Source organism: Dorea sp. OM07-5 (assembly GCF_003481355.1).
GTDB classification, from domain to species: Bacteria; Bacillota; Clostridia; order Lachnospirales; family Lachnospiraceae; genus Dorea_D; species Dorea_D hominis.
Map to the genome: position 1 here is coordinate 119,535 of NZ_QUKZ01000008.1, position 23,083 is coordinate 142,617.

The following is a 23,083-nucleotide window of genomic DNA, read 5'->3' on the forward strand; positions in this document are numbered from 1 at the left end:
TCTCCCTTCTGCTACATTATTTTAAACAATAAAGTAATTCATGATCAGCATTGCAATAATTCCATTTACAGTTGCAATCGTGAACATATGAGGATAGTATTTCGTATCCAGTTCAGCTGTTCCAAGCATACGTCCCATGAACTGCACCTGTGCTCCGGAAAGCAATAATGCCGGAAGCATAATTGCAACCTGTGCACTTGTCATCTGTCCAGCCGTAAAAAGTCCGGCGATAACACCTGCGGCTCCTCCCATAGATACAAAAATTGCCATCCATGCTGTTGCAGCAACACCCGGGAGTCCAAAGATTCCCATGATCGGTGTAAATACTTTTCCAATAATTTCCATTAATCCGGTCAGATTTAAGATTGAAATCACAGCAAATCCAAAAATAATATTTGGAACCATAGAATTTGTACCGATCTTAAATCCATTTCTCGCTCCGCCTACAAATGCGTCAATAATATTTCCCTTCTTCTCTGTCTTTGCTTCCATATGTTTATGCCTCCTCTTTCTTATCCATTTTGTTTACCCAGAAACGCATTGCATTTGCACCCACAAATTTCAACACAATAATCAATACCAGCGGTTTCCAGATTGCCAGGTCTCCAATAAATGGGAATAATGCGGCTCCTGATGCAAAAAAGTTTGTAATTACAGACGCTCCTGAAAACTGGAACGCACAGAAAATCGCTTTTTCTTTCTCTGTGATATAACCATTATCACTTAATTCTTTTGTCATAGCTGCTGCAGCATCTGTTGACTGAATACTTGTAATCAATGTAAGTCCGGCACTTCCCGGAAGTCCCATCAGTGGTTTTAACAACGGGCTGAGTAATTTCTGTGCTGCTTTCATTCCATCCAGATGTTCAATGATCTTTACCATACCAAGTGCAAACATAACTGACGGCAATAATGTAAGTGCATATAACCATCCGTCCTTCGGTCCGGATCCTCCGACTCCACGGAAGTTTTCCGCCAGCGTACCCGATCCTTTTGTTAATTCTCCAAGCGTTCCAAAACTTCCCATTACATTATTGAAATCTAATGCTTTAAGCGCTCCTGGTGCTTTCTGAAATAATCCTGAGAAAAACAGAATACCTACCAATAATGCAATATAACCATACCATTTTACCTGTACCTGTTCTTCTGCTCCCTTTCTCTTTTCCTTTGTTTCTGTTGCCATTCCTTTTCTCCTCCTTTATGACTGATATATTTATATAGAGCAAAAACCGTGCCAACTTTCTTCCTGCTTTATTTCGCGTTTTTTCTCTATTTTTTCTTTTCTCCAAGTATTTTTTAGGATATAATTGGATAAAACAGGATATTATCCATTATATTCAAAGAAGGATGGGAATTCAATGAAGAAAAAGCTGATTTTAATTACCTACGATTTATTAAATGCCATGCATTACCGCCAGGAACTTTTAGATTTTTTTGGTGGATTATTCGAACTGGAAACACATACAATTACAGATGGAATCGGCGAACACCTGAAAGCCGATGCTGTTCTTGCTCTTTCTCCGATTAATAATGAAGAAATACTTAAACATTTTGACGATGAACCAATTATTATTCATGGCGTAAAAGCAATTTCAAATACTGGTTATAAAAAGCTCATGAATATCGTACCCGGAACAAAAGTCCTGTTAATGACTACAAACCGTACTTCTGCGTTTGATATGGCTGCTTATCTTTATCAACTGGGAATCAATCATATTGATTTCGTTCCATCTTATCCGGACAATCCGGAAACTTACAGTGTTGATATTGCGGTCACTCCTGGACAGATGCGTTTTATCCCATCATATATCACAAAAGTTATCGACATTGGATGGCGTCTGATTTCAGCAGACACATTAATGTCTGTGATGGTTGCTCTGGAAATCAAAACGAACTCTCTGCTTGAGAAATTGTATCAGACATCGAAAGAAATTTTGAACAGCGACTTTTCACACGCACCGTTGGATCTCTATTCAAACACAAAAGACCTGTTAACTCTGACGATCAACCTGATCGATGATGGTCTGCTCTTTTTAAACACAAGTGACCATCCGGCTTTTGTCAATCAGGCTTTTTTGTCTATGATGAATTTGAACGAACAGACTATTGACACCCGGGAACTGATCCGTTATCTTCCAATGGAAGTCCAGGAACTGATTATGGATCCGTCAGAACGGGATAATTATATTTTTAAATTAGAAAAACAAGAAAAAATATATACATTTTCCAAGCATATATTTTCACTTTACAAAGATACAAAAGGATTCTTAATTATCTTAAAAGATGCAAAAAAAATCGAATCTCTGGAACATGAGATCCGTAAAAAATCAATCCATAAAAATGCTGCTGCCAAATATCAGTTTTCTGATATTATCTGTAAAAGCAGTGTTATGAAAGACTGTATCCAACGAGCCAAACGAATGGCTCTTACAGATTTTCCGATTCTTATCAACGGAGAAAGCGGAACCGGGAAAGAACTGTTCGCCCAGTCTGTGCACCAGTATTCTGCACGCAGTGCTCATCCGTTTATCGCACTCAACTGTGCCTCCCTTTCAAATGAATTACTGGAAAGTGAACTTTTTGGTTATGAAGAAGGTGCCTTTACCGGTGCAAAACGCGGTGGTAAAAAAGGCTTATTTGAACTTGCGCAAAACGGAACCATATTTCTCGACGAAATTGGCGAAATGCCTGTCATTCTGCAAGCGAAGCTCCTTCGTGTTCTGCAGGAACAGGAAATCCGAAAGCTCGGAAGCAGCACGACGATTCCGATCAATGTGCGGATCATCACAGCAACAAACCGAAACCTTCCGGACATGATCGAACAGGGACTCTTCCGTCTGGATCTGTATTACCGTATCAGTATGTTTACACTCGTGATTCCGCCACTCAGAGAACGTATCGATGATATCCTGCCATTGTCCGAACATTTTTTGAAAAGTTTTAAAATCCATCATTCTATCACGCCTGCGCTACAGGAGCTTTTGCTGTCTTATTCATGGAAGGGAAATATCCGCGAATTACAAAACTGTATTGAATATATGGCATACATGGGTTCCAGAGCTTTAACACCGGATGATCTTCCACCTGGATACAACAAAAAAATAATTACAACCTCCCAGACAGATCTCATACATTCACAAAAGAATTCACCTATTTCCAATTCTTCTGTGGAATTTTCCGATTTGTTTTCCAGAGAAGAAACTTTATGCCAGCGCATTCTGTCTCTTCTCTACCAACAGCCAATGGGGCGGATGAAAATATTAAAAGAACTAAATTATGACTATACTGAGCATGAGATAAAAAAAGCTTTTGAATATTTACATGAAAAAAACTGGATTAAAAGTTCCAGAGGACGCGGCGGAACATCACTGACTTCCGCCGGAGTACAGCAATTCCGACTGGCTACTCAATCCGCAGATACTTTTTAATCTCTTCTATATAATGCTCGCCCATGCGGCTTAAAATAGAGTTTTTCCTTGTGACATACCCGATCTCCATCTCACTGTTCGGGTTCATTTCATCGTCTTTAAATGGAACTGCGCGGTACTCATCACCGTTCAGTTCCTCACAGATGATGCCGGAGCACAGCGTATAGCCATTCAATCCGATCATCAGATTCAGCATCGTTGCACGATCATTTGCCTTGATGATCTGCGGATATTCATTCGTAGACAGGATTTCTTCTGCAAGATAAAATGCACTGTCATCTCCCTGTTCAAATGCAAGGCACGGATACTTGCCAAGCTGCTCAAAAGAAATAGATTCTTCGTTTGCCAGCGGATGTCCTTTCCACAAATATACATATGCCTGGCAAATAGTCAGATGATGAAATTCCAGTCCCGCGGAGTGAAATAATTTTGTCATAGATTTACGGTTGAAATCTGACAGATAGAGAACGCCGACTTCGCTCTTCATCGTACTGACATCCTGAATGACTTCTTTGGTCTGTGTCTCCCGGATTGCAAATTCATACTGTGACATATCATAAGCTTTTGCCATATCTACAAACGCTTTTACGGCGAAAGAATAATGCTGTGTGGAGACACCAAATTTCTTCTTATAGCTGCCGCCACCGCTGTATTTTTCCATCACTGTTTCATATTGTCCATAAATCTGCTTCGCATATAATAAAAATTCAGTTCCGTCATTCGTCAGCGTAACTCCACGTCCGCTTCGGTAAAATAATGTAATTCCAAGCTCTTTCTCCAGTTCTTTTACCGCACTGGTCAGCGACGGCTGAGAGACAAACAGCTGCTCCGCTGCTTTATTCAGGGATTTGGTCTGTGCAATTGTAATAATATAATGAAGTTGTGTTAATGTCATAATCTTTTATCCTCATATTGTGGCAAGTCACTAAGCCATTTTTATTCTGGACTCCACCGCTATATTCGCAAATCCGCACGTCACTACGTGCTCTTTCGCTGCTTCGCAGCTCATTTTGCTCATATCGGGACGGTGACTCTATTTTTCTGTTTCCTATATATAAACACCTTACGGATTGCTCCGTGCTATGCACTTCCTCAATCCTGCACAATATTCGGATATCGCAGGGCTACACCCTGCTTTTATCCTCATATTGTGGCAAGTCACTAAGCCATAAAACCACTCTCGTGCAAGCACATCGTGGTTTCAGGCTTGTGACTCTGGTGTTTATATATAGTACATCTCCGCTGAATACGCAGTAATCTCTTCTGTCTTTTCCACTAATTCTTTTAAGGTCAGTCCCTGCAACAGTTGATTGGTCTGCTCATTGACCGGATTGATAATACATCTCTGAATCACCTGTGCAGTCGGCAGTTCGGACACTTCTTCATCCAGTTCATAGCTTCCGTCCATCGCTTCAACTACATCAGATATGCGAATTTCCTCCGGTAATTTTCCAAGCAGATATCCGCCCTGTGGACCTTTGATACTTTTTACAAATCCTGCTTTTCTGAGCGCAGTAAATATCTGCTCCAAATATTTGACGGAAATATCATTCCTCTCCGACACATCCTTTAACTGTACACATTCCGTTTTTGCATATATCCCCAGATCTATTAACGCCTGTATGCCATAGCGGCTTCTTTTCGAAAATTTCATATTACCCCAATCCTTTATCTTTTATTTTTAACTGGCAAAATACAGAGTAAACATTTTAGGCTTACTCTGTATTTCTACTCATGGTATCTACTTTATAATTATGCCTGTCCGGCGAATGTTTTACTCACTTTTACAGGCATTTCCACTCAGCAAATGTTTTACTCACTTCGCAGGTTATTTACTCTGTAAATAATGGTGTTGAATAATATCTGTCACCTGTATCTGGCAGTAACGCTACGATTGTCTTGCCTTTATTCTCTGGTTTCTTCGCATATTCGATTGCTGCATGAAGTGCTGCTCCTGAAGAAATACCTACCAGTACGCCTTCTTTCTTGGCAAGCAGTTTTGCTGCTGCAAATGCATCTTCATTTTCTGCTTTATAAATCTCATCGTATACAGATGTATTGAGTACGTCCGGTACAAATCCGGCACCGATTCCCTGAATCTTATGTGCTCCGCTCTTTCCTTCAGATAATACCGGTGAAGAAGCTGGCTCTAATGCTACGATCTTCACTTCCGGTTTCTGCTCTTTCAGATATTCACCGGTTCCTGTCAGTGTTCCTCCTGTTCCGACACCTGCGATAAAGATGTCAACTTCACCATCTGTATCTTTCCAGATCTCCGGTCCTGTTGTTGCTTTGTGCACAGCAGGGTTTGCAGGATTTACAAACTGTCCCGGAATGAAGCTGTTCGGAATCTCTTTTGCAAGCTCTTCGGCCTTGGCAATTGCTCCTTTCATTCCTTTCGCGCCCTCTGTCAGCACTAACTCTGCACCGTATGCTTTCAGAATATTTCTTCTCTCAACGCTCATTGTCTCAGGCATTGTAAGAATGATACGATATCCTTTGGCTGCTGCGATGGATGCAAGTCCGATTCCTGTATTACCGGATGTTGGCTCAATAATCACAGAACCTTCCTTTAACTGTCCTTTGCTCTCTGCATCTTCGATCATTGCCTTTGCGATTCTGTCTTTTACACTTCCTGCCGGGTTGAAATACTCTAATTTTACAAGTACTTTTGCTTCCAGACCTAATTCTTTCTCAATATTTGCTACTTCTACAAGTGGTGTGTTTCCAATTAATCCTAATGTTCCTTTATAAATATTTGCCATTTCAAATCCCTCTTTCTATTTATCTGTAACCGTTCTACGTTTTTCTTCTATGATGCCAGGGGCAAAAGCCTAAAACTATGATATGCTTGCACACGAATGGTTTTATGGCATCTTCCTGTATAAAATATGCGATGATACTTCATCTTAAAACTGTGGGCAGCAACATCGGCTGCAACACCTTGCCACACAGCACAATTGATAAACTAACATTCGCCAGTGTTTTCTCACTGCACTACAGTTTCTGATCATCTTGTTCATCTCCTCATCTCTTCTTCATGTAAAGTATACTATCACTATAAACCTACTATGTCAATAGGTTTTATTCAAAAAAAGAAGCGATACACTCATATGTGCACCGCTCTTATTTTATAAACACTTATTTACTCTGCTCTTTCGCTTTCATTCTTTCTTTTTTAAACACTCTTGAAAGAAAGTAAACAAATCCACCAACATATCCTACAATTGTAATTACCATCATAATAATTGCATCCATCGTCATAACACATACCTTCTTTCTATTATTTTGCGATCTCGTCTTCTTTCATCTCGCCTTTTGCAGTTTTACTATTGAAGAATTTGGAAAGTGCAATACCTACAACAATAACAACTGCAAACTGAAGTAATACTGTTCCCGTATTATCCTGTATAATAAATGGATTCAGCCATGTATTCGGGAACCATTCTTTTGTCTGAAGAAGCCAGTAACCAACCATTCCTACTACTAAAACAGGAATAATATACATACATGCAGTATAGTATGCTTTTGGTAAATGTACGTCTGCGCCTTTTGCATTGACTTCTTCTGTACGCAATTTTTCTACTCCATATTTCCATGCAAGCACTGCAATAAATGCACCACTTACTAAAAGTCCAATTCCCCATACCCAGTCCTGATTATCGATGTTGATTAATGACCAGCATGAGAAACATCCTACAAGGAATCCTGCAAAGCAAACACCAACAACTGCTTTCTTACGGGATACGCCAAGGTCAACTACACATTTGACACCGACCTCGATCATTGAGAACAGTGATGTAATAGCTGCAATTGCAAGCAGTCCGAAGAAAATAAATGAAATAAATCTTCCACCCGGAATTGTTGTAAATAACTGATAAATATAAATAAATGTAAGTCCGAAGTTACCCTGGCTAAGTGCCTCATTTGCTGCTTCCGGTGTTGCAGAAAGTGCACAGATTGCAGGAATTACTACAAGTGCTGAAAGGATGGCTCCAAGGTTATCACCAAGTCCCATGATCAGACAGCTTGTCGGAACGTCTTCATCTTTTCCAACATAGTTTGCATATGTAATAATGAATCCCCATCCGGCGCCGGTACTCCATGCTGCCTGGATAAATGCCTGGATCCATGTATTCGGGCTGAGAAGATATTCTTTCTTAATTGTAAAAAGATACTGCAGTCCCTGACTTGCTCCATTTAATGTAACTGCGTAAATTGCAAGTCCGACAAGAATGACAAATAATGACGGGATCGCTACTTTACAGAATCGCTCGATACCACCGGCAATTCCCTGATAAACGATAAAACATGCAACTGCAAATCCGATTGCGTGGAATAAAATAACCTGCCATTTAGAATCTGTAAATGCTGTCCACATTGCTGATGTAGTCTCGGTTGTCAGATTCGCTTTAAATATGGTAACTGAATTTACCGCATATTTCATACAATATCCCTGAAGTACACAATAATAACTCATCAGGAAAAAACAAACTGCTGCCACGAAAAATCCCATCCATGTATATTTCTTTCCACCAACATTACGGAAAGAACCGATACATCCAAGCCGGGTCTTCTTACCAATTGCCATCTCCGTTGAGAGAAGCGGTACTGCAAAAATCAGCATTGCGATCGTCCAGGCTAAAATAAATGCTCCTCCACCATTCGCCGCACATACTCGTGGGAATCGCCAGACATTTCCTGTACCAATACACATACCTAAAGCGGCTGCAATGTAACCTATGGTACTAAACTTTTCTTGTTTCTGTTCCATAATTAAACCTCCGTCCGAATACTACACTCGTCAGAAGCTCTAATTTCTTTCCTACCACCTGTTTCTTTCGCAACCGTAAAACTTCCGTGTGTATTCTAATTTTTCTTTCTAATCAGTATTTTTTGTAGATAATTACAGTTTTTTCTGATTTATCCGATTTATCCGAATTTTCTAATCACTGATTGATTTTATTTTAACGTTCGCGGATTCAAAAGTCAATACAAATATTACATTTTTTAATTTTAGGTATTAGTATTTCTTATATGCTATTCTCCTTTACCGTTTCCTCTTCCGCTTTTTCTTAAACCGTCGCATCTTAATCAAACGCGCAATAAACAGCAGAATCAGTACGATCAGAACAGCCACCAGCCCGGCGAGTTCATAACTCTTCGTTCTTCCGTATTGCTGATATTTGGCTGCAAGCTGCTTCCAGATTTTTTCCGGAAGGATTTTTTTGACTTTATTTTTAATCATTTTCTCAGTTTTGCCAGGTTTTGTAACTTTACTCTGATTTTTCACAGATGATTTTGGCTCAACTTTTGCCTTGTGTGCATCCAGATAAGACTGGCTCAGCTTCGCTCTTGCACTTCCGACAAGATTGCCTCTGTAAGTATAAGTCAATGTTGCTTCGGACGGCATGCTCTTGTCTACTTCCATCTTCATCTTCAGATCTGAAAATTTTACCCCCTTTGGCAGCATGACATAACCGCTGTTCTCATCAGCAAGGATCTCCCCGACATCTTTTGATGTCTCATTGCCGGAAACCGGAGTCTTTTTGAAATTCTTAAATGCATAATCGAATAAATGTCTCGTATCCGGGAAAATATTTCTTCCGTGTGTACGCATCACAACACAGACGAGTTTCGTATCGCCTTTTTTTGCCATCGTGATCAATGTTGCCAGTGCATCCGAAGTAAACCCGGTCTTTCCGCCGACTACATATTTATAATAATAAGAGCCACCCGGCCATAACATCTTATGCTTCTGGTAAAATTCGTGTTTCTCTACCGTCTTTGATTTTGGAATTGTGTAATTCAGTGTCTGTACAATCTTGAAAAATTCCGGATGTTTGAACAGCTCTCTTCCAATCAGTGCCATATCTCTGGCGCACGTATAATGATTCGGATCATGCAGACCATTCGTATTTGCAAAATGAGAATTATTTCCACCCAGTTCTTTGCATCTTACATTCATCTGCTGCACAAACCAGTTGTAATCATGTCCGGCATTTTTACCGACATTTGCCCCGACTGCGTACGCAGCTTCATTTGCCGATGCAAGAAGTGTCGCATACAACGCCTGTTCCAGCGTGATCTTATTCCCTTTTTTCAGCCCGATGGAGGAATCGCCCGGTTGAATAAATGACACGCAGTCTTTTGTAAATATAACCGGATCATCCATCTTGCCATTCTCCAGTGCAACCAATGCTGTCAGCACCTTTGTGATACTCGCCGGATATTCGTGTGTGTCAATGTTTTTTGCATACAGAATCGCACCTGTACCGGCATCCATCACAATTCCGGACTCTCCGTAAGTTCCCGGTCCTTTCGGCCAGCCCTTGATCTGGTTCGACTGGATCTTCATCTTATAGACTTTCTTTAATTCTTTTTCCCGCTGCTGTTCCGGTGTCAGCTTCTTTTTTGTTTTGCGTTTTTTTCCGGTCTTTTTCGCGGCTGTAGTTTTTGCGGTTGCCGAACTGTTTGTTCTCGCTGCATTTGCCTGCACCACCGGTCCCAGGCATAAAGACAGTGCAAGAAGCGCTGCCAGACATCTTCTTCCTATTTTTTTAAACATATATTACCCTTACTTTCGTTTACTGTTCTCTGCCGTTCCCCGTATGCATCCAAATCAGACTTTCGACAGTTTTGTTCATTATACCACACTTTTCTCACTTCTCAAACCTTGCCGCTGGCAGCTTCTGGGGACGGGGCTTTTTGAGAAAAGCCCCGTCCCCATTTCAAAAAGCCCCGTCCCCATTTCAAAAAGCCCCGTCCCCATTTCAAAAAGCCCTGTCCCCATTTCAAAAGGCCCTGTCCCCATTTCACCGAAAAGCACTCGCAAAAAGGGCAAGAGCCATCGCTTTCGCGGTGGCTCTTTTATTTAAGGGTTTCCCTTCTCTATTATATAATGTATATTAAGGGAATGGAGGGTTATTTATATTATTTCAAAATGTGAATTGTCGGATAAATTAGTTTTTCTTTTTCGGCTGTCCGTAGCTCTTAAAGCTTTCCAGTACTTCTGCCATTTCTTCTTTAGACAGATATACCGGACCACCGATTGTCTTTGTACGGTACTCTAACTCAGCACAGAATTCCATTCCACATGCCAGAGAATAAGCGCTCTTTAAGCTTCCGCCGCAAGCGAGCATACCGTGGTTAGCAAGCAGAACTGCGTTGCTGTCACCGATTGTTTCAGAAGCTGCTTTCGCAAGCTCCGGTGTTCCGTATGTGCAATACGGAGCACATGGTACTTCATCTACACCGGCATCTGCGATTACATAGTGAGCTGCTCTCAGTGGCTGACGAAGTGTTGCAAATACTGTACAGTACATAGAGTGTGTATGAACAACGGCTCTACATTCTGGTTTTGTTTTGTACATTGCTGTATGAAGTGCCCACTCGCTTGATGGTTTCTTGTCTCCATCTACGATATTAGCATCCAGGTCCATGATAACTACATCTTCCGGTTTTACATCGAAGTATCCGATTCCTGAAGGGCTGATAGCCATGTAACCTTTTTCTGCGTTATAAATACTGATGTTTCCGCTTGTTCCGGATGTCAGTCTGTCAGCGCTCATCTTTTTGCCATATTCTACAATCTGTTCTCTTTCTTCCTGCATTAACATTGTTTTTCCCTCTTTCTTCATTAATTTCTGTTTCTTTTTCATAATCTATGCTAACTCCCTTAAGGATTTAACATCTGACGGTTTTTCAACCATTCTTTGTAATATTCCAGAATCAGGCTGTCCTCTTTCGGTGTGTAAATCGTTTCTGCCTGCTCTGCCTCTTTTTCGGATTCAATTCCGTAATATGCATTACAGATTCTTAAGCAGCCATTGATGGATGCTTGGCTGAATCCGTCCCGGATGATCAGTTTCTTTCCTGTCAGATCTGCCAAATGCTGGCATAACATCTTCGACTGGAAACCACCTGCACATCCTAAAATGTATTCTTTCTCATGTCCTGTCATCTCGCACAGACTTCTGTACTGTACATAGATAGAACATGCAATATCAGCTACGACTGCCCAGATCAGATGGATTGGTTTCATCGTTGCGTCAAATGGTGCTTTCATGACAAATCCACCCTTTTTCAGAGAACGTTTCTCTGAGAAATATAAGGATGAGAAAGACGCGGTACATAAATACTCGGTCTGTTTTGCCATCTCTTCTTCCAACTCCTCATAAGAAGTATCCGGAAAGAGAAAAGCTTTCATCTTCTGATAGTTCAATCCGGTAACGCCCGGGTTTGTCTCAACCTGGTAAGTATCCCCGCCAAGGTTGGAATCTGTCCAGCAGCGCTCCTGTTTGTCATAATATTTATAATCTGTGATTGTTGCAACCGGCGAAGTCGTTCCGGATACTACCGCAACATCTCCGACACCCATTCCAACACTCTTCAGCGCAATCTGTGTATCAGCTCCGCCGACGATGAATTCTGCATCGTTGCTGATTCCCAGCTCATCTGCCATTTCTTTCTTAATCGTGCCAAGGCTGTCTCCGGCTTTGGCAATCTCCGGCAGAATGTCCATGGAAATTCCATAGTCTTTACAGAGTCTTTCGGACCAGTCTTTTTCTTCAATGTCAAAGAGCTGTGTCTCGCATGCCTGTGATGGTTCGATAACCAGTTTGCCTGTGAACATTTCCCCGATCCACTCGCTTAAACTTGTGATTTTTGCAATACTCTCGAACTCTTCCGGGTATTTTTTGCGGTATCCCATCAGCTTTGCTGCCGGGAAGTCTTCTGTTACCCAGCGACCGGTCTTTTCATAAATGAATGTGCAGTCTTCAATCTCTGCCATCCATGCACGGCCTCTGTTATCAATATTCGGAAGTCCCAGATAAGCCTTTCCTTCTTTATTATAAAGGACAATACTTTCCCGGGCTCCGGATGAAGTGATCGCACGTACCGGATGATCCGGAAACTCCTCCAGCAACTCTTTACAGCCGCCTAAAAGATTCTGTTCCCATTCTTCCGGGAGAAAATACTGTGCATCTTCATATTGTTTATCTTTGTAATATTGATTTTCGTAATTTCGAATTCCCCAGATGGTTCCATCGGCACTGACAAGTCCTATTCTGGAATTTCCGGTTCCCATATCTACAACCAGATAATTTGTTTCCATCTGCTTTTCTCCTTATTTAACTGAATTAAATTATTTATTTTCCTTCATCCATGCATCGATGCGGTCAGCCAGAATTCTTGACTGATGATCTGTTACTTCATAAGTTGCACCGCAGATATGTGGTGTCAGAAGTACATTGTCCAGTCTTGCGATCTCCAGTGCTTCCTCTGTCGGAGGTTCAACTTCCAAAACATCCAGGATTGCTCCGCGTATCTTCTTATTTCTTAGTACTTCCATCAGAGCCGGCTCATCTACAACTGCACTTCTTGCTGTATTTACGAAAATAGCTGTTTCTTTCATCTTTGCAAATAAATCTGCATTGATCATTCCCTTAGTGCTGTCAAGTACCGGAAGATGAATAGAAACGATATCTGAATTTTTGAAAATCTCTTCCAGTTCACATTTCTTGTAGCTGTCTTTTACAAAATCTACAAATGGATCATAGAAAGAAATCTCACAGCCATATGCTTCAAGGATCTTAGCTGCATGTTTTCCAACTGCTCCAAAACCGACGAATCCGACTTTCTTTCCGCAAAGCTCGTTTCCCATCCATGTGTAGTAAGGAGTTGTTCCTTCTACCCATTTACCGTCTTTGATCCACTGTACTGCCGGAACCAGGTTACGCATATAGCTTACAAGAAGTCCTGACAGCATCTCTGCTACAGCCTGTGCATTTCTTGCCGGTGTGCAGAGAACCGGTATATTTGCTTTCTTGCATGCTTCTACATCAATATTTGCCGGATTTGCACGACAGTCTCCGATGAAAATCAGTTTGTCATATCCGTTTAATACCTTTTCTGTTACACGGTCAAGCTCTGTGATCAGTGCGTCCGGCTGTTCTTTCTTCAGAACTTCCAGCATCTCATCTTCATAATAACGCTCTCCGGTAGTTGTCCACGGATCATATACGATCTCATCAAAATAAGCTTCGAGTCTTTTTCTTTCGCTTTCAATAAAAGGTGCTCTGATTAATAATTTCATTTTATCATTCTCTCCTTTTTACTCTTATCCTGTTCGCTGTCGTTTCTATTTTCTACTAAATCTATTCTCCAAGTGGTTCAAATACAAGTTCTTTGGAAAGATTACTTTTCACAAGGCAATCATCATAAGCTCTCTTCGCTACATCTTCGGATACTTCTTTCGGAACTCCTGTAACTTCGATCTTATGTCTGATATATGTTTTTTTATCATCGTGATAATCAAGTGCTACTGTTACAATAACTTTTTTGAATTCAATTCCATCTGCTTCACAAATCTTACGTGCGCATACGTCCAAACATGCTGCATATCCGGCTTCGATGAAATCATGTGGTCCGAATACATATCCGTCTCCGCCATATTCTGTTGGATTGTCACAGTCTACGGAAACTTTTCCGTTAGAAATAACAGAGCCATATTTTCTCTCTTTATTCATACATGTAACCATTGCTCTTACCTCTTTTCTTTATCTAAAGTCGGGGCAAAAGTCCCGGCTATAATGTTTTAATTTTAGTAGAAGTCTTTCACTTCACCTTTGAAGTAATCATTTAACAGATACGGTACATAGACACCTTTATCTGTTACAACACCACTGATGAGATGTGGCGGTACTATATCGAATGATGGATAGATTCCTTTTACTTCCGGAATTGTATTCGGGATACCTCGGTAAGAAAGTACCTGTGCAGGATCTCTTTCCTCGATAACGATATCTTTTCCGTACATTTTGTCTTCATCCGGGATTCCTGTTACATAGTATGGAATTCCGAAATATTTTGCCAGAATGGAAATCTGGAAAGTACCGATCTTATTAGCAATATGACCATCTCTTGCGATCGTATCTGCTGCTGAAGTAAAGAGATCGATACCTTTGTGCTGCATAGAATAAGCTACCATATTATCTGTAATAACTGTTGTATCGAATCCCATCTGTGCACAGCATGTAGATGTCAATCTAGCTCCCTGCAGATACGGTCTTGTCTCTGCACAGAAGATTTTAATATCGTTGTTGTTCTTTCTTGCTGCACGAAGCATCATTCCAATGATTGTCTCACCGAAGCACTGTGTAAGGATTGTTCCGTTCTTCGGGAACAGAGCTGCCAGGTTCTCTCCGACTTTACCCATTGTTGTATATCTTCTGTTCAGAGAATCAACAGTTCTGTTGAAACATGCTTCTACTGCACTTTTTCCTTCTGCAAGTGCTTCTTTTGCAACTTTTAAGCAGCCTTCTGTGATAATTCCCATACGGTTTGCTGTTGTCGGCCTTGCATGTGAAATATCATAAGAAGCCTGTGTTAAGAACTTGATCTGCTCTTCTTCTGTCTTTCCTTCTACTTCGTGTGCTGCCAGTGCCATTCCCATACCAGCTGCTGTATATGGTCCTGCACTCTGCGTAACCATATCTGTGATTGCCTGTGCAACTTCTTTATAAGTTGTACACTCAACAAATTTTACCTCTGTAGGATAAATTCTACGGTCTAATATTCTTACTTTTCCATTCTCATACCATGCTACATTTTCATACTGGAGCATGAATGCCAAATCCTGATCACATCTTTCCATCATACATCTTCCTTTTCTTATAGATACCTTCCGGACCGTTTTACCAGCCCGGAAAGTGATTTCTTTACTTATTTTAAATATTCTTTACCCACAGCTTTGATTGCTGCTCCGTCTTTCAGAGTTCTTCTTTCCTTGATCAGCTTAATACCAATCTGGATCAAAGCTCTCTCCATCGGTACTCTCTGGTCAACATTTGTAACAGAAGTAACTTCTTTTACTTTTGAGTCTCCAACGACACGACGGATGATTTCTGTTCCGGCATATCCAAAGGAATCTGCCATTACTTTGTCTGTGTAATATTTCTTGAATCCTTCTGTCTTGTACAGCGGGAATTCAACAAGCGCATCCCATTTTGCTGAGAATTTCTCTTTGAACTTATCTGTAACTTCTCCGATTGTCTTCTCAATCCATGTCAGGAATTCTGTATTTTCAGAATCTGTGTAGTATTTGTTTGCCCAGGCAAAGAACAGGTTTCCGATTACATTACCGATATCATATCCCATTGGTCCATAGAATGCAAATTCAGGATCGATTACCTTTGTTCCTTCTTGATTTACGAAAATAGAGCCTGAATGTAAATCTCCGTGGATCAGTGCCTGTGCATGATTCATAAAGTCATCACGAAGCTGTCCTACCTCTGCATGCAGGTCTTCATCTCCATAGAGTTTTTCTTTTACGAAATCCATGTTCTGATCCAGGATGATGTTACGTCCCTTGTAATCATAGTATGGCTCTGTAAATACCAGATCTTCTGAAATATCGCAAAGTTCCGGGTTTGTAAATAATTTTACTTTTTCTTTCTTCTCTGCTCTGTTCATGATCAGATCTGTTGTTGGAAGCAGCGTATCTGCCATAAAAGTTGCAATATCATCTGCAAGTTTCGGGAAAGTCTTACCTGCTGCCATCTCCGTACGAAGGTTCTTATAAGCGGAAATATCTTCCATAGATAATGCATACATGTTCTCATCATAGAGGTAAATTTCCGGAACAAATCCTTCTGATAATTTTCCTTCAATGCCAAGAATCTCCGCTTCAATTTTATTACGATGCATATCAAGCGGTCTTCCTGATGAACGAAGAACGGTATCTGCCTGTTTGATGATCAGAGATTTTCCTGTTTCCGGATTCCAGACTTTAAATACATAGTTGATGTTTCCATCACCGATCTCGATTGCTTCTAATTTTTCGTCTTCTTTAAAATATCCAACTTTTTCTACTGCATATTCTTTTGCTGTATCAACATTCAGCAAAAAATGCTTTGAATATTTATCCATTTTTAAATTCCTGCTTTCTGACTTTTAAGTTTTGTCTTTAATTTCTGTTCTTAGTTTGCTTTTGCAGCTTTTCCTTTGAATTTCGGCCATCCAATGACAATAAAGATTACACCGAAAATGATCATGAGGATGTCATACCATACATATGGCATAATAGTTACAGGAGCGATCTTAGCCATAGCACCGGCTGTCAGTAACTGTCCTGCATATGGTGTTAAACCATTGAATGCAGATGAGAACAGGTCAAGAATGCTGGCTGTTCTTGCCGGAGCGATATCAAACTCTTCTGAGATATCTTTTGCGATCGGTCCAACAGCGATGATTGAAATTGTGTTGTTTGTTGTTGCTACGTCTACTAAACTTACAAGTGCTGCGATACTAAGTTCTGCACCTACTTTGGATTTCATTCCCTTAGCCAGTTTATTCAGTAACCAGTCGATACCACCCAGATACTGCATGATTGCAACAAGACCACCTACGAAGATAGCGATGACTGCCATGTCCTGCATACCCTTCATACCTTCGTGTACAACCGTGAATGATTTTACAAATGAGAAATCTCCGTGGAAAACTCCGATAACCATTCCGGAAATAACGGAAATTGTCATAGCCATTACTGCATGCATTCCTGCCAGAGATAATGCAATGATTAAAATATAAGGAACTAAGTTCACAAAGTTGATTGCTCCGCCTGCGGAAATCTTAGTTGCATCAATCGGATACAATGCAAGTGCTACTACTGTAATGATAACAGCAGGTCCAACCATGAAAATGTTTGCTTTAAATTTTTCTTTGTTTCCAATTCCCTGTGTTGTTGTCGCTGCGATTGTTGTATCAGAAATGAAGGAAAGGTTATCACCGAACATTGCTCCACCTACTACTATACCGCTGACAAGTGCTACGCTTACGCCTGTTTTAGATGCGATATCAATTCCGATTGGCATCAAGGCTGCTACAGTACCCATTGAAGTTCCCATTGAGAAACTCAGTATACAACCGATTAAGAATAATCCCGGAAGGATCATGTTGGCCGGCAAAATTGAAATACCGATGTTTGTTACTGTATCTGTTGCGTGCATTCCGCTTGCTACTCCGTAGAATGCTCCGGCCAGCATGTAGATGATTACCATCAGGATCAATGTGTCATCTCCGCCACCTTTGCAGAACATAACCATTTTCTCTGTAAATGATTTTTTCTCAGCTACCGGGCTTTTCATAAATAATGAAATTCCGGATGCTAAAAAGATACCGATCATTAATGGGAAGTTACCGAAATCTCCGGTTCCGATGCCCATTGCGAAATAAACTACCAGGAATATTACCAGAGGTAATAACCCCATAAAGCTTCCTTTCTTGTTGTTAGCGTTTTCCATTTTACTCTTCCTTTCTTAACGTTATATGTATTTTCTTTTTTTAATGAAGTTCCTGGATTATCTTGTGGTCTTTTGTTTTGTATCCGTTTCTTCATTAATAATAACGTTCGCTTGAATTGAATTTTGATACTGTGTCATGTTGTCGTGCGCTTGCATTCAACATAAAATGTCATTTTTCCTAAATACCTCTCAAAATCACATTTTATTACGTCTACCCTCCTTCGTCTGTTTTGCTATAACAACAAATTACAACATTGCTACACATTTGTCAACACTATTTTTGTTGCTTTTTTTTATTTTTTTTGGCATTTTCTTGACTTTTATAGTCATTTTCACAACTCGCTCCAATTTTATTCAATTTTAATGTTGAAAAATGCGAGTTTTTTTGGTATTATATTCATGCATTCAATAATATTATATATTTTTCCTATAATAATACTGAAAGGATTTACGAGTTATGTTAAAGATTGACAGACAAAAACACCTGGACGAGGAACTTCATACATATGGAAGCATCTTGATCTCCACAATGAGTCAGAAGCTGAATTGTAGTGAAGAAACGATTCGAAGGGATTTAAAGGAAATGGAAGCGCAGAACAAGCTGAAGCGTATCCATGGTGGAGCATTCCTGCCGGATGCAGATGACAAAGGTGCACCCGTACAATTACGTGAAACATTTTTCTCACAGGAAAAAAAACGACTTGCAGCATGTGCAATTGATCGCTTTATTAAAGAAGGAGATACTATTTTTTTAGATTGCAGTACAACCTGCCTGGCACTTGCTAAGGAACTTGTACAACGGAATCAGAAAATGACCATTATTACTAACTCTCTTCGTATTATAAATTTATTTGGCAATCAATCTTCTGCCCTGAAGCTTATTGCACTTGGCGGAACATTCCGTCAGCGTTCCAATTCATTTACAGGATATCAGACTACGGATGCGATATCCTATTACATTGCAGATAAGTGCTTTATCAGCAACTCAGCCATCGACTTAACCCACGGTCTGCTCGACAACAACATGAACGAAAGCCAGGTAAGAAAAGCTTTCATCTCTCAATCACGTAAACATTATCTGGTCGCTGACCATACCAAATTTTCAGATACTGCGGAATATAAGATCACAGATTTGAAAGATATCGATATGATCATCACAGATAAACGTCTGCCCGATGTATGGGAAGATAAATTGCAACAATGCAACATTCCCATTTGTTATTGCTAAATACTACAAATCAGGTATAGAACCCTCAGGAGGCAATACAAATGTTAAACTTTCACTATAGAAACCCGGCCCGCATCTTCTTCGGTGACGGAGCTGAAAATAATATGTACGATCTTTTAAAAGAATATAAAGTTACTTCTCTGATGTTTGTTTACAGCGGAGATTTCATCAAAACACTTGGTATCTGGGATGTTATCAAAGATGCCTGCGATAAACTTGGAATCGATTTCCAGGAATGTGGGGAAGTTGTTCCGAACCCGAAGATCGAACTGATCCGTGACCTTGTTAAAGTTTGTAAAGAGCACAAGACAGACTTCGTACTCGCTGCAGGCGGCGGAAGTTCTGTAGATACAGCAAAATCCATCGCACTTGGTATTCCTTACGATGGAGATGTATGGGATTTCTTTGATGGATCAGCAACACCGGAAACAGCAGTTCCGGTTGGCGCTATCACAACTCTTCCGGCAAGTGGATCTGAGACATCCAATGCAGCTATCGTTTCTAACGGACTGATGAAATTAGGATTCGAAGATGACATGATCATTCCGAAATTTGCGATCATGAACCCAAAATATACCATGGGACTTCCAGCATACCAGACATCCTGCGGATGTGCTGATATCCTCTCCCACCTGTTAGAGAGATATTTCTCTGATGTTGCTCACACCGATACAACTGACTACATGATCGAAGGTGCTGTTCAGGCAGCAATGATCAATGCCAAACGTCTGATGAAAGATCCTGCAAACTATGATGCCCGTGCCGAGATCCAGTGGCTTGCATCTGTTGCTCACAACGGAATTCTGGATACAGGACGTGCCGCTGACTGGGGTTCACACAGAATCGAGCACGAGCTCAGCGCCCAGTATGGTATTACACACGGCGAAGGAATGGCAGTAATTCTCATAGCATGGTGCAAATACATGGCTGAAGTTAAGCCTTACAAACTTGCCCAGCTTGCTGTTCGTGTATTCGATGCTGATCCATACAACTACACCGAAAAAGAACTTGCTTACATCTTAGCTGATAAGTTAAAAGAATTCTTCCAGTCACTGAATCTTCGTACTTCCCTCACAGAGATGGAAATCGACGATGCACACTTCGAAGAAATGGCTAACAGAGCTACACACAATGACACCGCTCCGGTAGGACATTACGTACCGCTACATGTGAAAGAGTTTGTTGAGATTCTGAAGCTTGCGATTTAAATTAAAAAGGGGACGGGGATTTTCTAGAAAATCCCCGTCCCCTTTTTAATTTGCACCTGGCACTTTCTAAAAATGCCCCGTCCCCTCTTTATTTTCCACATGGTTTCCACAGATTATCCCCCGTTTTTCCACGAAGTTATCCACATTATTGGGATAACTTGTAAATTTCGTACATATCTTCCTCGTGTAATACTTTTGCAGATCCCTGGCTTCCACCACATGCTGCGGCACATCTTTTTGCCATTTCTCGCATCTGGGCATCTGTAGGCTTGATTCCAAGTTCTTGCATATTTGTCGGCATATTGATCTCACGGTAAAATGATTCCATTGCCTGGATTCCTTTTTCAGCGATCTCTTCGTCTGTACCTTCTCCGGTCACGCCCATTACGTTTCTTGCATAGCGTTCGAATCTTGGAAGCGCGTCTTTGCATACATATCTTGCCCAGCTTGGCCAGATTGCTGCAAGACCGGCGCCGTGTGTCACATCAAACATTCCGCCCATCTCATGTTCCAGCATATGGGTTGCAAAATCTCCACCATCATTGCCACAACCGGTCAGATTGTTATGTGCCAGTGAACCGGCCCACATTACTTCTGCTCTCGCTTCGTAATTTTCCGGATCCGTATGCAAGATCTTTGCATATGTCATGACGGTGCGCAGTAAGCCCTCCGCGATAGCGTCTGTCAGCTCCATATTTCCGCCATTTGTAAAATAACGCTCCATGGTATGCATCATGATATCTGCGCAGCCACACTCTGTTTGATAGTCCGGCAGGGACATGGTAAGCTCTGGATTCATAATTGCAAACTTCGGGCGACTGATATCATCGTCATAAGCCCTCTTATCCTTCGTATCTGCCTTTGTAATAACGCAGCTGTTACTTGTCTCGCTTCCTGCTGCCGCAATCGTTAAAACGGACGCTACAGGCAAGAATTTCTTTGCTGTTCTTGTATGTGCAAATAAGGTCCACACATCTTCTTCCGGCTCCGCCAGTCCATAGGAAATCGCTTTCACGGTATCTATGACAGATCCTCCACCGACTGCCAGTACAAAATCCGCTTCCATTTTCTTGCCGAGCTCGATTCCTTCATATACTTTTGACAAATGTGGATTCGGCACAACACCACCAAGCAGCTCATATGTAATTCCTTCTGTCTTTACAGATTCCGTAACCGCATCCATCACCCCATTTTTCAACACCCGGTCACTTCCATACACGATCAGAAGCTTTGTTCCGCCATATTTCTTCACGTATGCGCCTGTCTGTGCATGTGTCCCCTTTCCGAATACAACTTCCGTCGGTGAATAATAATTGAAATTATTAGCCATTTTTCTCCTCCTGTTCTTTAGCAAGCTCTTTCCTGTTCTTTCTTGTGTAAGCTTTCTTGCTTGTTTTTCAGCTTACCTTCTATATCTGCAGTTTCTCTCTGCAAGTATTGTATACTGTTATTTTAACTCACTAAGGCTAAGATAGGCAAAGAATTTTTCTTTTATCTTCTTCTGCTTTCCAATACACATTTGGGGATACTCTTACTTGCTTTTACATATCCTTTCTGCCCTCTATTAATCATCCAGGGATACGGCAGATGGATGGGCGATATCCCTCATATCTCTTTTAGCTTATTGGGGATACTCTCCCGTATCTCCTTCTGGCTCATTAACTTGCTTGGGGATACCCGTCTGTATCTCCTTCTGGCTCATTAGCTTGCTTGGGGATACTCTCCTGTATCTCCTTTTGGCTCATTAGCCTGCTTGGGGATACCCTCCTGTATCTCCTTTTGGCTCATTAGCTTATTTGGGATATTCTCCCGTATCTCCTTTTGGCTCATTAGCTTGCTTGGGGATACTCTCCTGTATCTCCTTTTGGCTCATTAGCTTATTGGGGATACTCTCCCGTATCTCCTTTTGCTCATTAGCTTGCTTGGGGATACCCGTCTGTATCTCCTTCTGACTCATTGACTCACTTTGGGATATCTCCATGTATCCCTTTATAGCTTTTCTACTTCTCTTGGGATACTTACACTTGCTTTTGCGTATCCCTTCTGTCTTCTATTACCTATAAAGAGATTCAACAAGCAAATGTTTTGTATCCCTTACATCTCTTTTAACTTATCGGGGATACTCTCATGTATCTCCTTCTGGCTTACCGGCTCGCTTAGGGATATTTCACTATATCCCCTCTTCTCCAACACTCTCTATCAGGGATATCAAGCCGCCTCCATCACCATAATTTGTCGAATTATTACTGACATCTTCCTTCGGATGCTATAATCAAAAAAAGCGCTGCTCTGCAGCGGATCTCCCGCCACAAAAACAACGCCTCTTTTTTCACTTTACTCACTCAGACATGTCTACTTATAATTTAATCACTTCTCATCTGAGCAGTTTTGCTTTGATCCAGTCTCTCTGCCTAATCTGCGTCAGAACTGTCAGCTTCCTCTCCATCCGCTTCTTCTGCGTCCAGAGAATCATCTGCATACAAGTCAGACAACTGATCTTCCAGATCTTTCTGTTCGCTTTTTAAATTATGGCGTCTTACCGCCCACACGATCACTACTACAAGCAGAATGATCAGTGCCAGGAGGTCGAGCCAGTCAAAGCCGAGCTTTGTATGTTCGATAATATATCTCATCTGCTTACCTCCTTTTTATACTTTGGCAGTTCCATTTGCCTGAACTGCTTCTCCTGCCTGTACAGTTTCACCTGCTGCCATTTCCGGCTGGTTTTCTGCCATCTCTTCGCGGATTTCCTGGATCTTCTGATCCAGGTCATCCTCAAAGTCATTTAATCGTTTCTTCTGATTCCGGTGATGTACCAGGATCATGACAACCAGTATAACTGCAACGATCAGTGCCGGTATATCCCAGGAATGTATTCCTAAGTTATGCACAAATTCATAATAACGCATATGT

At 41.1% G+C, this 23,083-nt stretch carries 21 protein-coding genes; 3 read left to right on the plus strand and 18 right to left on the minus strand.

The window, feature by feature from the left end:
* Window positions 1–21: 21 nt before the first annotated feature.
* Together DXC04_RS09590 and DXC04_RS09595 are read right to left on the minus strand one after the other, a co-directional pair.
* On the minus strand, window positions 22–492 hold the full coding sequence (locus DXC04_RS09590) for a YjiG family protein (protein ID WP_021860553.1): 471 nt from the start codon (window positions 490–492) through the stop codon (window positions 22–24).
* Between the two features lie 4 nt (window positions 493–496).
* Window positions 497–1,183 carry a nucleoside recognition domain-containing protein gene (locus DXC04_RS09595; protein ID WP_021860552.1) on the minus strand — a complete coding sequence of 229 codons (687 nt, stop codon included), beginning with the start codon at window positions 1,181–1,183 and terminating at the stop codon, window positions 497–499.
* Window positions 1,184–1,358: 175 nt separating this feature from the next.
* Between DXC04_RS09595 and DXC04_RS09600 the strand changes: the two genes are divergently transcribed.
* Entirely contained in the window at window positions 1,359–3,428 is a 2,070-nt protein-coding gene (locus DXC04_RS09600; RefSeq protein ID WP_243112135.1) for a sigma-54 interaction domain-containing protein, read from the plus strand.
* Here the strand turns inward: DXC04_RS09600 and DXC04_RS09605 are convergent.
* The 13 genes from DXC04_RS09605 to DXC04_RS09665 form a co-directional block, all read right to left on the minus strand.
* On the minus strand, window positions 3,403–4,323 hold the full coding sequence (locus tag DXC04_RS09605) for a LysR family transcriptional regulator (RefSeq protein WP_117537956.1): 921 nt from the start codon (window positions 4,321–4,323) through the stop codon (window positions 3,403–3,405). The genes DXC04_RS09600 and DXC04_RS09605 overlap by 26 nt on opposite strands.
* 327 nt (window positions 4,324–4,650) lie before the next feature.
* The gene (locus tag DXC04_RS09610) at window positions 4,651–5,082 is read right to left on the minus strand and encodes an RrF2 family transcriptional regulator (RefSeq protein ID WP_021860549.1); all 432 of its coding nucleotides are present in this window, start codon (window positions 5,080–5,082) and stop codon (window positions 4,651–4,653) included.
* A 178-nt stretch (window positions 5,083–5,260) separates the two neighbouring features.
* The gene (gene cysK / locus DXC04_RS09615) at window positions 5,261–6,193 is read right to left on the minus strand and encodes a cysteine synthase A (protein WP_021860548.1); all 933 of its coding nucleotides are present in this window, start codon (window positions 6,191–6,193) and stop codon (window positions 5,261–5,263) included.
* Window positions 6,194–6,569: 376 nt separating this feature from the next.
* Window positions 6,570–6,692 (minus strand): MetS family NSS transporter small subunit, encoded by a 123-nt coding sequence (locus tag DXC04_RS09620; RefSeq protein ID WP_021860547.1) that lies wholly within the window; start codon window positions 6,690–6,692, stop codon window positions 6,570–6,572.
* Between the two features lie 19 nt (window positions 6,693–6,711).
* Entirely contained in the window at window positions 6,712–8,202 is a 1,491-nt protein-coding gene (locus DXC04_RS09625; protein ID WP_118660918.1) for a sodium-dependent transporter, read from the minus strand.
* Window positions 8,203–8,478: 276 nt separating this feature from the next.
* Window positions 8,479–9,996, minus strand: coding sequence for a D-alanyl-D-alanine carboxypeptidase family protein (locus DXC04_RS09630; protein ID WP_118660919.1), 1,518 nt, complete (start codon window positions 9,994–9,996; stop codon window positions 8,479–8,481).
* A 394-nt stretch (window positions 9,997–10,390) separates the two neighbouring features.
* Window positions 10,391–11,047 carry an L-fuculose-phosphate aldolase gene (locus DXC04_RS09635; RefSeq protein ID WP_118660936.1) on the minus strand — a complete coding sequence of 219 codons (657 nt, stop codon included), beginning with the start codon at window positions 11,045–11,047 and terminating at the stop codon, window positions 10,391–10,393.
* Between the two features lie 59 nt (window positions 11,048–11,106).
* A complete protein-coding gene (locus tag DXC04_RS09640; RefSeq protein ID WP_118660920.1) occupies window positions 11,107–12,546 on the minus strand; it encodes an FGGY-family carbohydrate kinase in 1,440 nt (479 codons plus the stop codon).
* Window positions 12,547–12,576: 30 nt separating this feature from the next.
* The gene (locus DXC04_RS09645) at window positions 12,577–13,527 is read right to left on the minus strand and encodes a 2-hydroxyacid dehydrogenase (RefSeq protein ID WP_118288275.1); all 951 of its coding nucleotides are present in this window, start codon (window positions 13,525–13,527) and stop codon (window positions 12,577–12,579) included.
* Window positions 13,528–13,588: 61 nt separating this feature from the next.
* Window positions 13,589–13,972 carry an OsmC family protein gene (locus DXC04_RS09650; protein ID WP_021860541.1) on the minus strand — a complete coding sequence of 128 codons (384 nt, stop codon included), beginning with the start codon at window positions 13,970–13,972 and terminating at the stop codon, window positions 13,589–13,591.
* 62 nt (window positions 13,973–14,034) lie between these two features.
* Window positions 14,035–15,090 (minus strand): S-methyl-5-thioribose-1-phosphate isomerase, encoded by a 1,056-nt coding sequence (locus tag DXC04_RS09655; RefSeq protein WP_117537962.1) that lies wholly within the window; start codon window positions 15,088–15,090, stop codon window positions 14,035–14,037.
* A gap of 65 nt (window positions 15,091–15,155) precedes the next feature.
* Window positions 15,156–16,361, minus strand: coding sequence for an S-methyl-5-thioribose kinase (mtnK, locus tag DXC04_RS09660; protein WP_021860539.1), 1,206 nt, complete (start codon window positions 16,359–16,361; stop codon window positions 15,156–15,158).
* 50 nt (window positions 16,362–16,411) lie between these two features.
* Window positions 16,412–17,701 (minus strand): Na+/H+ antiporter NhaC family protein, encoded by a 1,290-nt coding sequence (locus DXC04_RS09665; RefSeq protein WP_243112136.1) that lies wholly within the window; start codon window positions 17,699–17,701, stop codon window positions 16,412–16,414.
* Between the two features lie 490 nt (window positions 17,702–18,191).
* Here DXC04_RS09665 and DXC04_RS09670 point away from each other — a divergent pair, with 490 nt between their 5' ends.
* Complete coding sequence (locus tag DXC04_RS09670; RefSeq protein WP_118660921.1) at window positions 18,192–18,962, plus strand: DeoR/GlpR family DNA-binding transcription regulator; 771 nt, start codon at window positions 18,192–18,194, stop codon at window positions 18,960–18,962.
* Between the two features lie 41 nt (window positions 18,963–19,003).
* Window positions 19,004–20,170, plus strand: coding sequence for an iron-containing alcohol dehydrogenase (locus DXC04_RS09675; RefSeq protein ID WP_118660922.1), 1,167 nt, complete (start codon window positions 19,004–19,006; stop codon window positions 20,168–20,170).
* Window positions 20,171–20,315: 145 nt separating this feature from the next.
* Here DXC04_RS09675 and DXC04_RS09680 read toward each other — a convergent pair whose 3' ends face one another.
* From DXC04_RS09680 to DXC04_RS09690, 3 genes are all read right to left on the minus strand, one after another.
* Entirely contained in the window at window positions 20,316–21,500 is a 1,185-nt protein-coding gene (locus DXC04_RS09680; RefSeq protein WP_117537966.1) for an iron-containing alcohol dehydrogenase, read from the minus strand.
* A 1,081-nt stretch (window positions 21,501–22,581) separates the two neighbouring features.
* Window positions 22,582–22,803, minus strand: a complete 222-nt coding sequence (locus DXC04_RS09685; protein WP_021860261.1) for a hypothetical protein — start codon at window positions 22,801–22,803, stop codon at window positions 22,582–22,584.
* Between the two features lie 15 nt (window positions 22,804–22,818).
* The gene (locus tag DXC04_RS09690; protein ID WP_021860260.1) at window positions 22,819–23,079 is read right to left on the minus strand and encodes a hypothetical protein; all 261 of its coding nucleotides are present in this window, start codon (window positions 23,077–23,079) and stop codon (window positions 22,819–22,821) included.
* Window positions 23,080–23,083 lie beyond the last annotated feature (4 nt).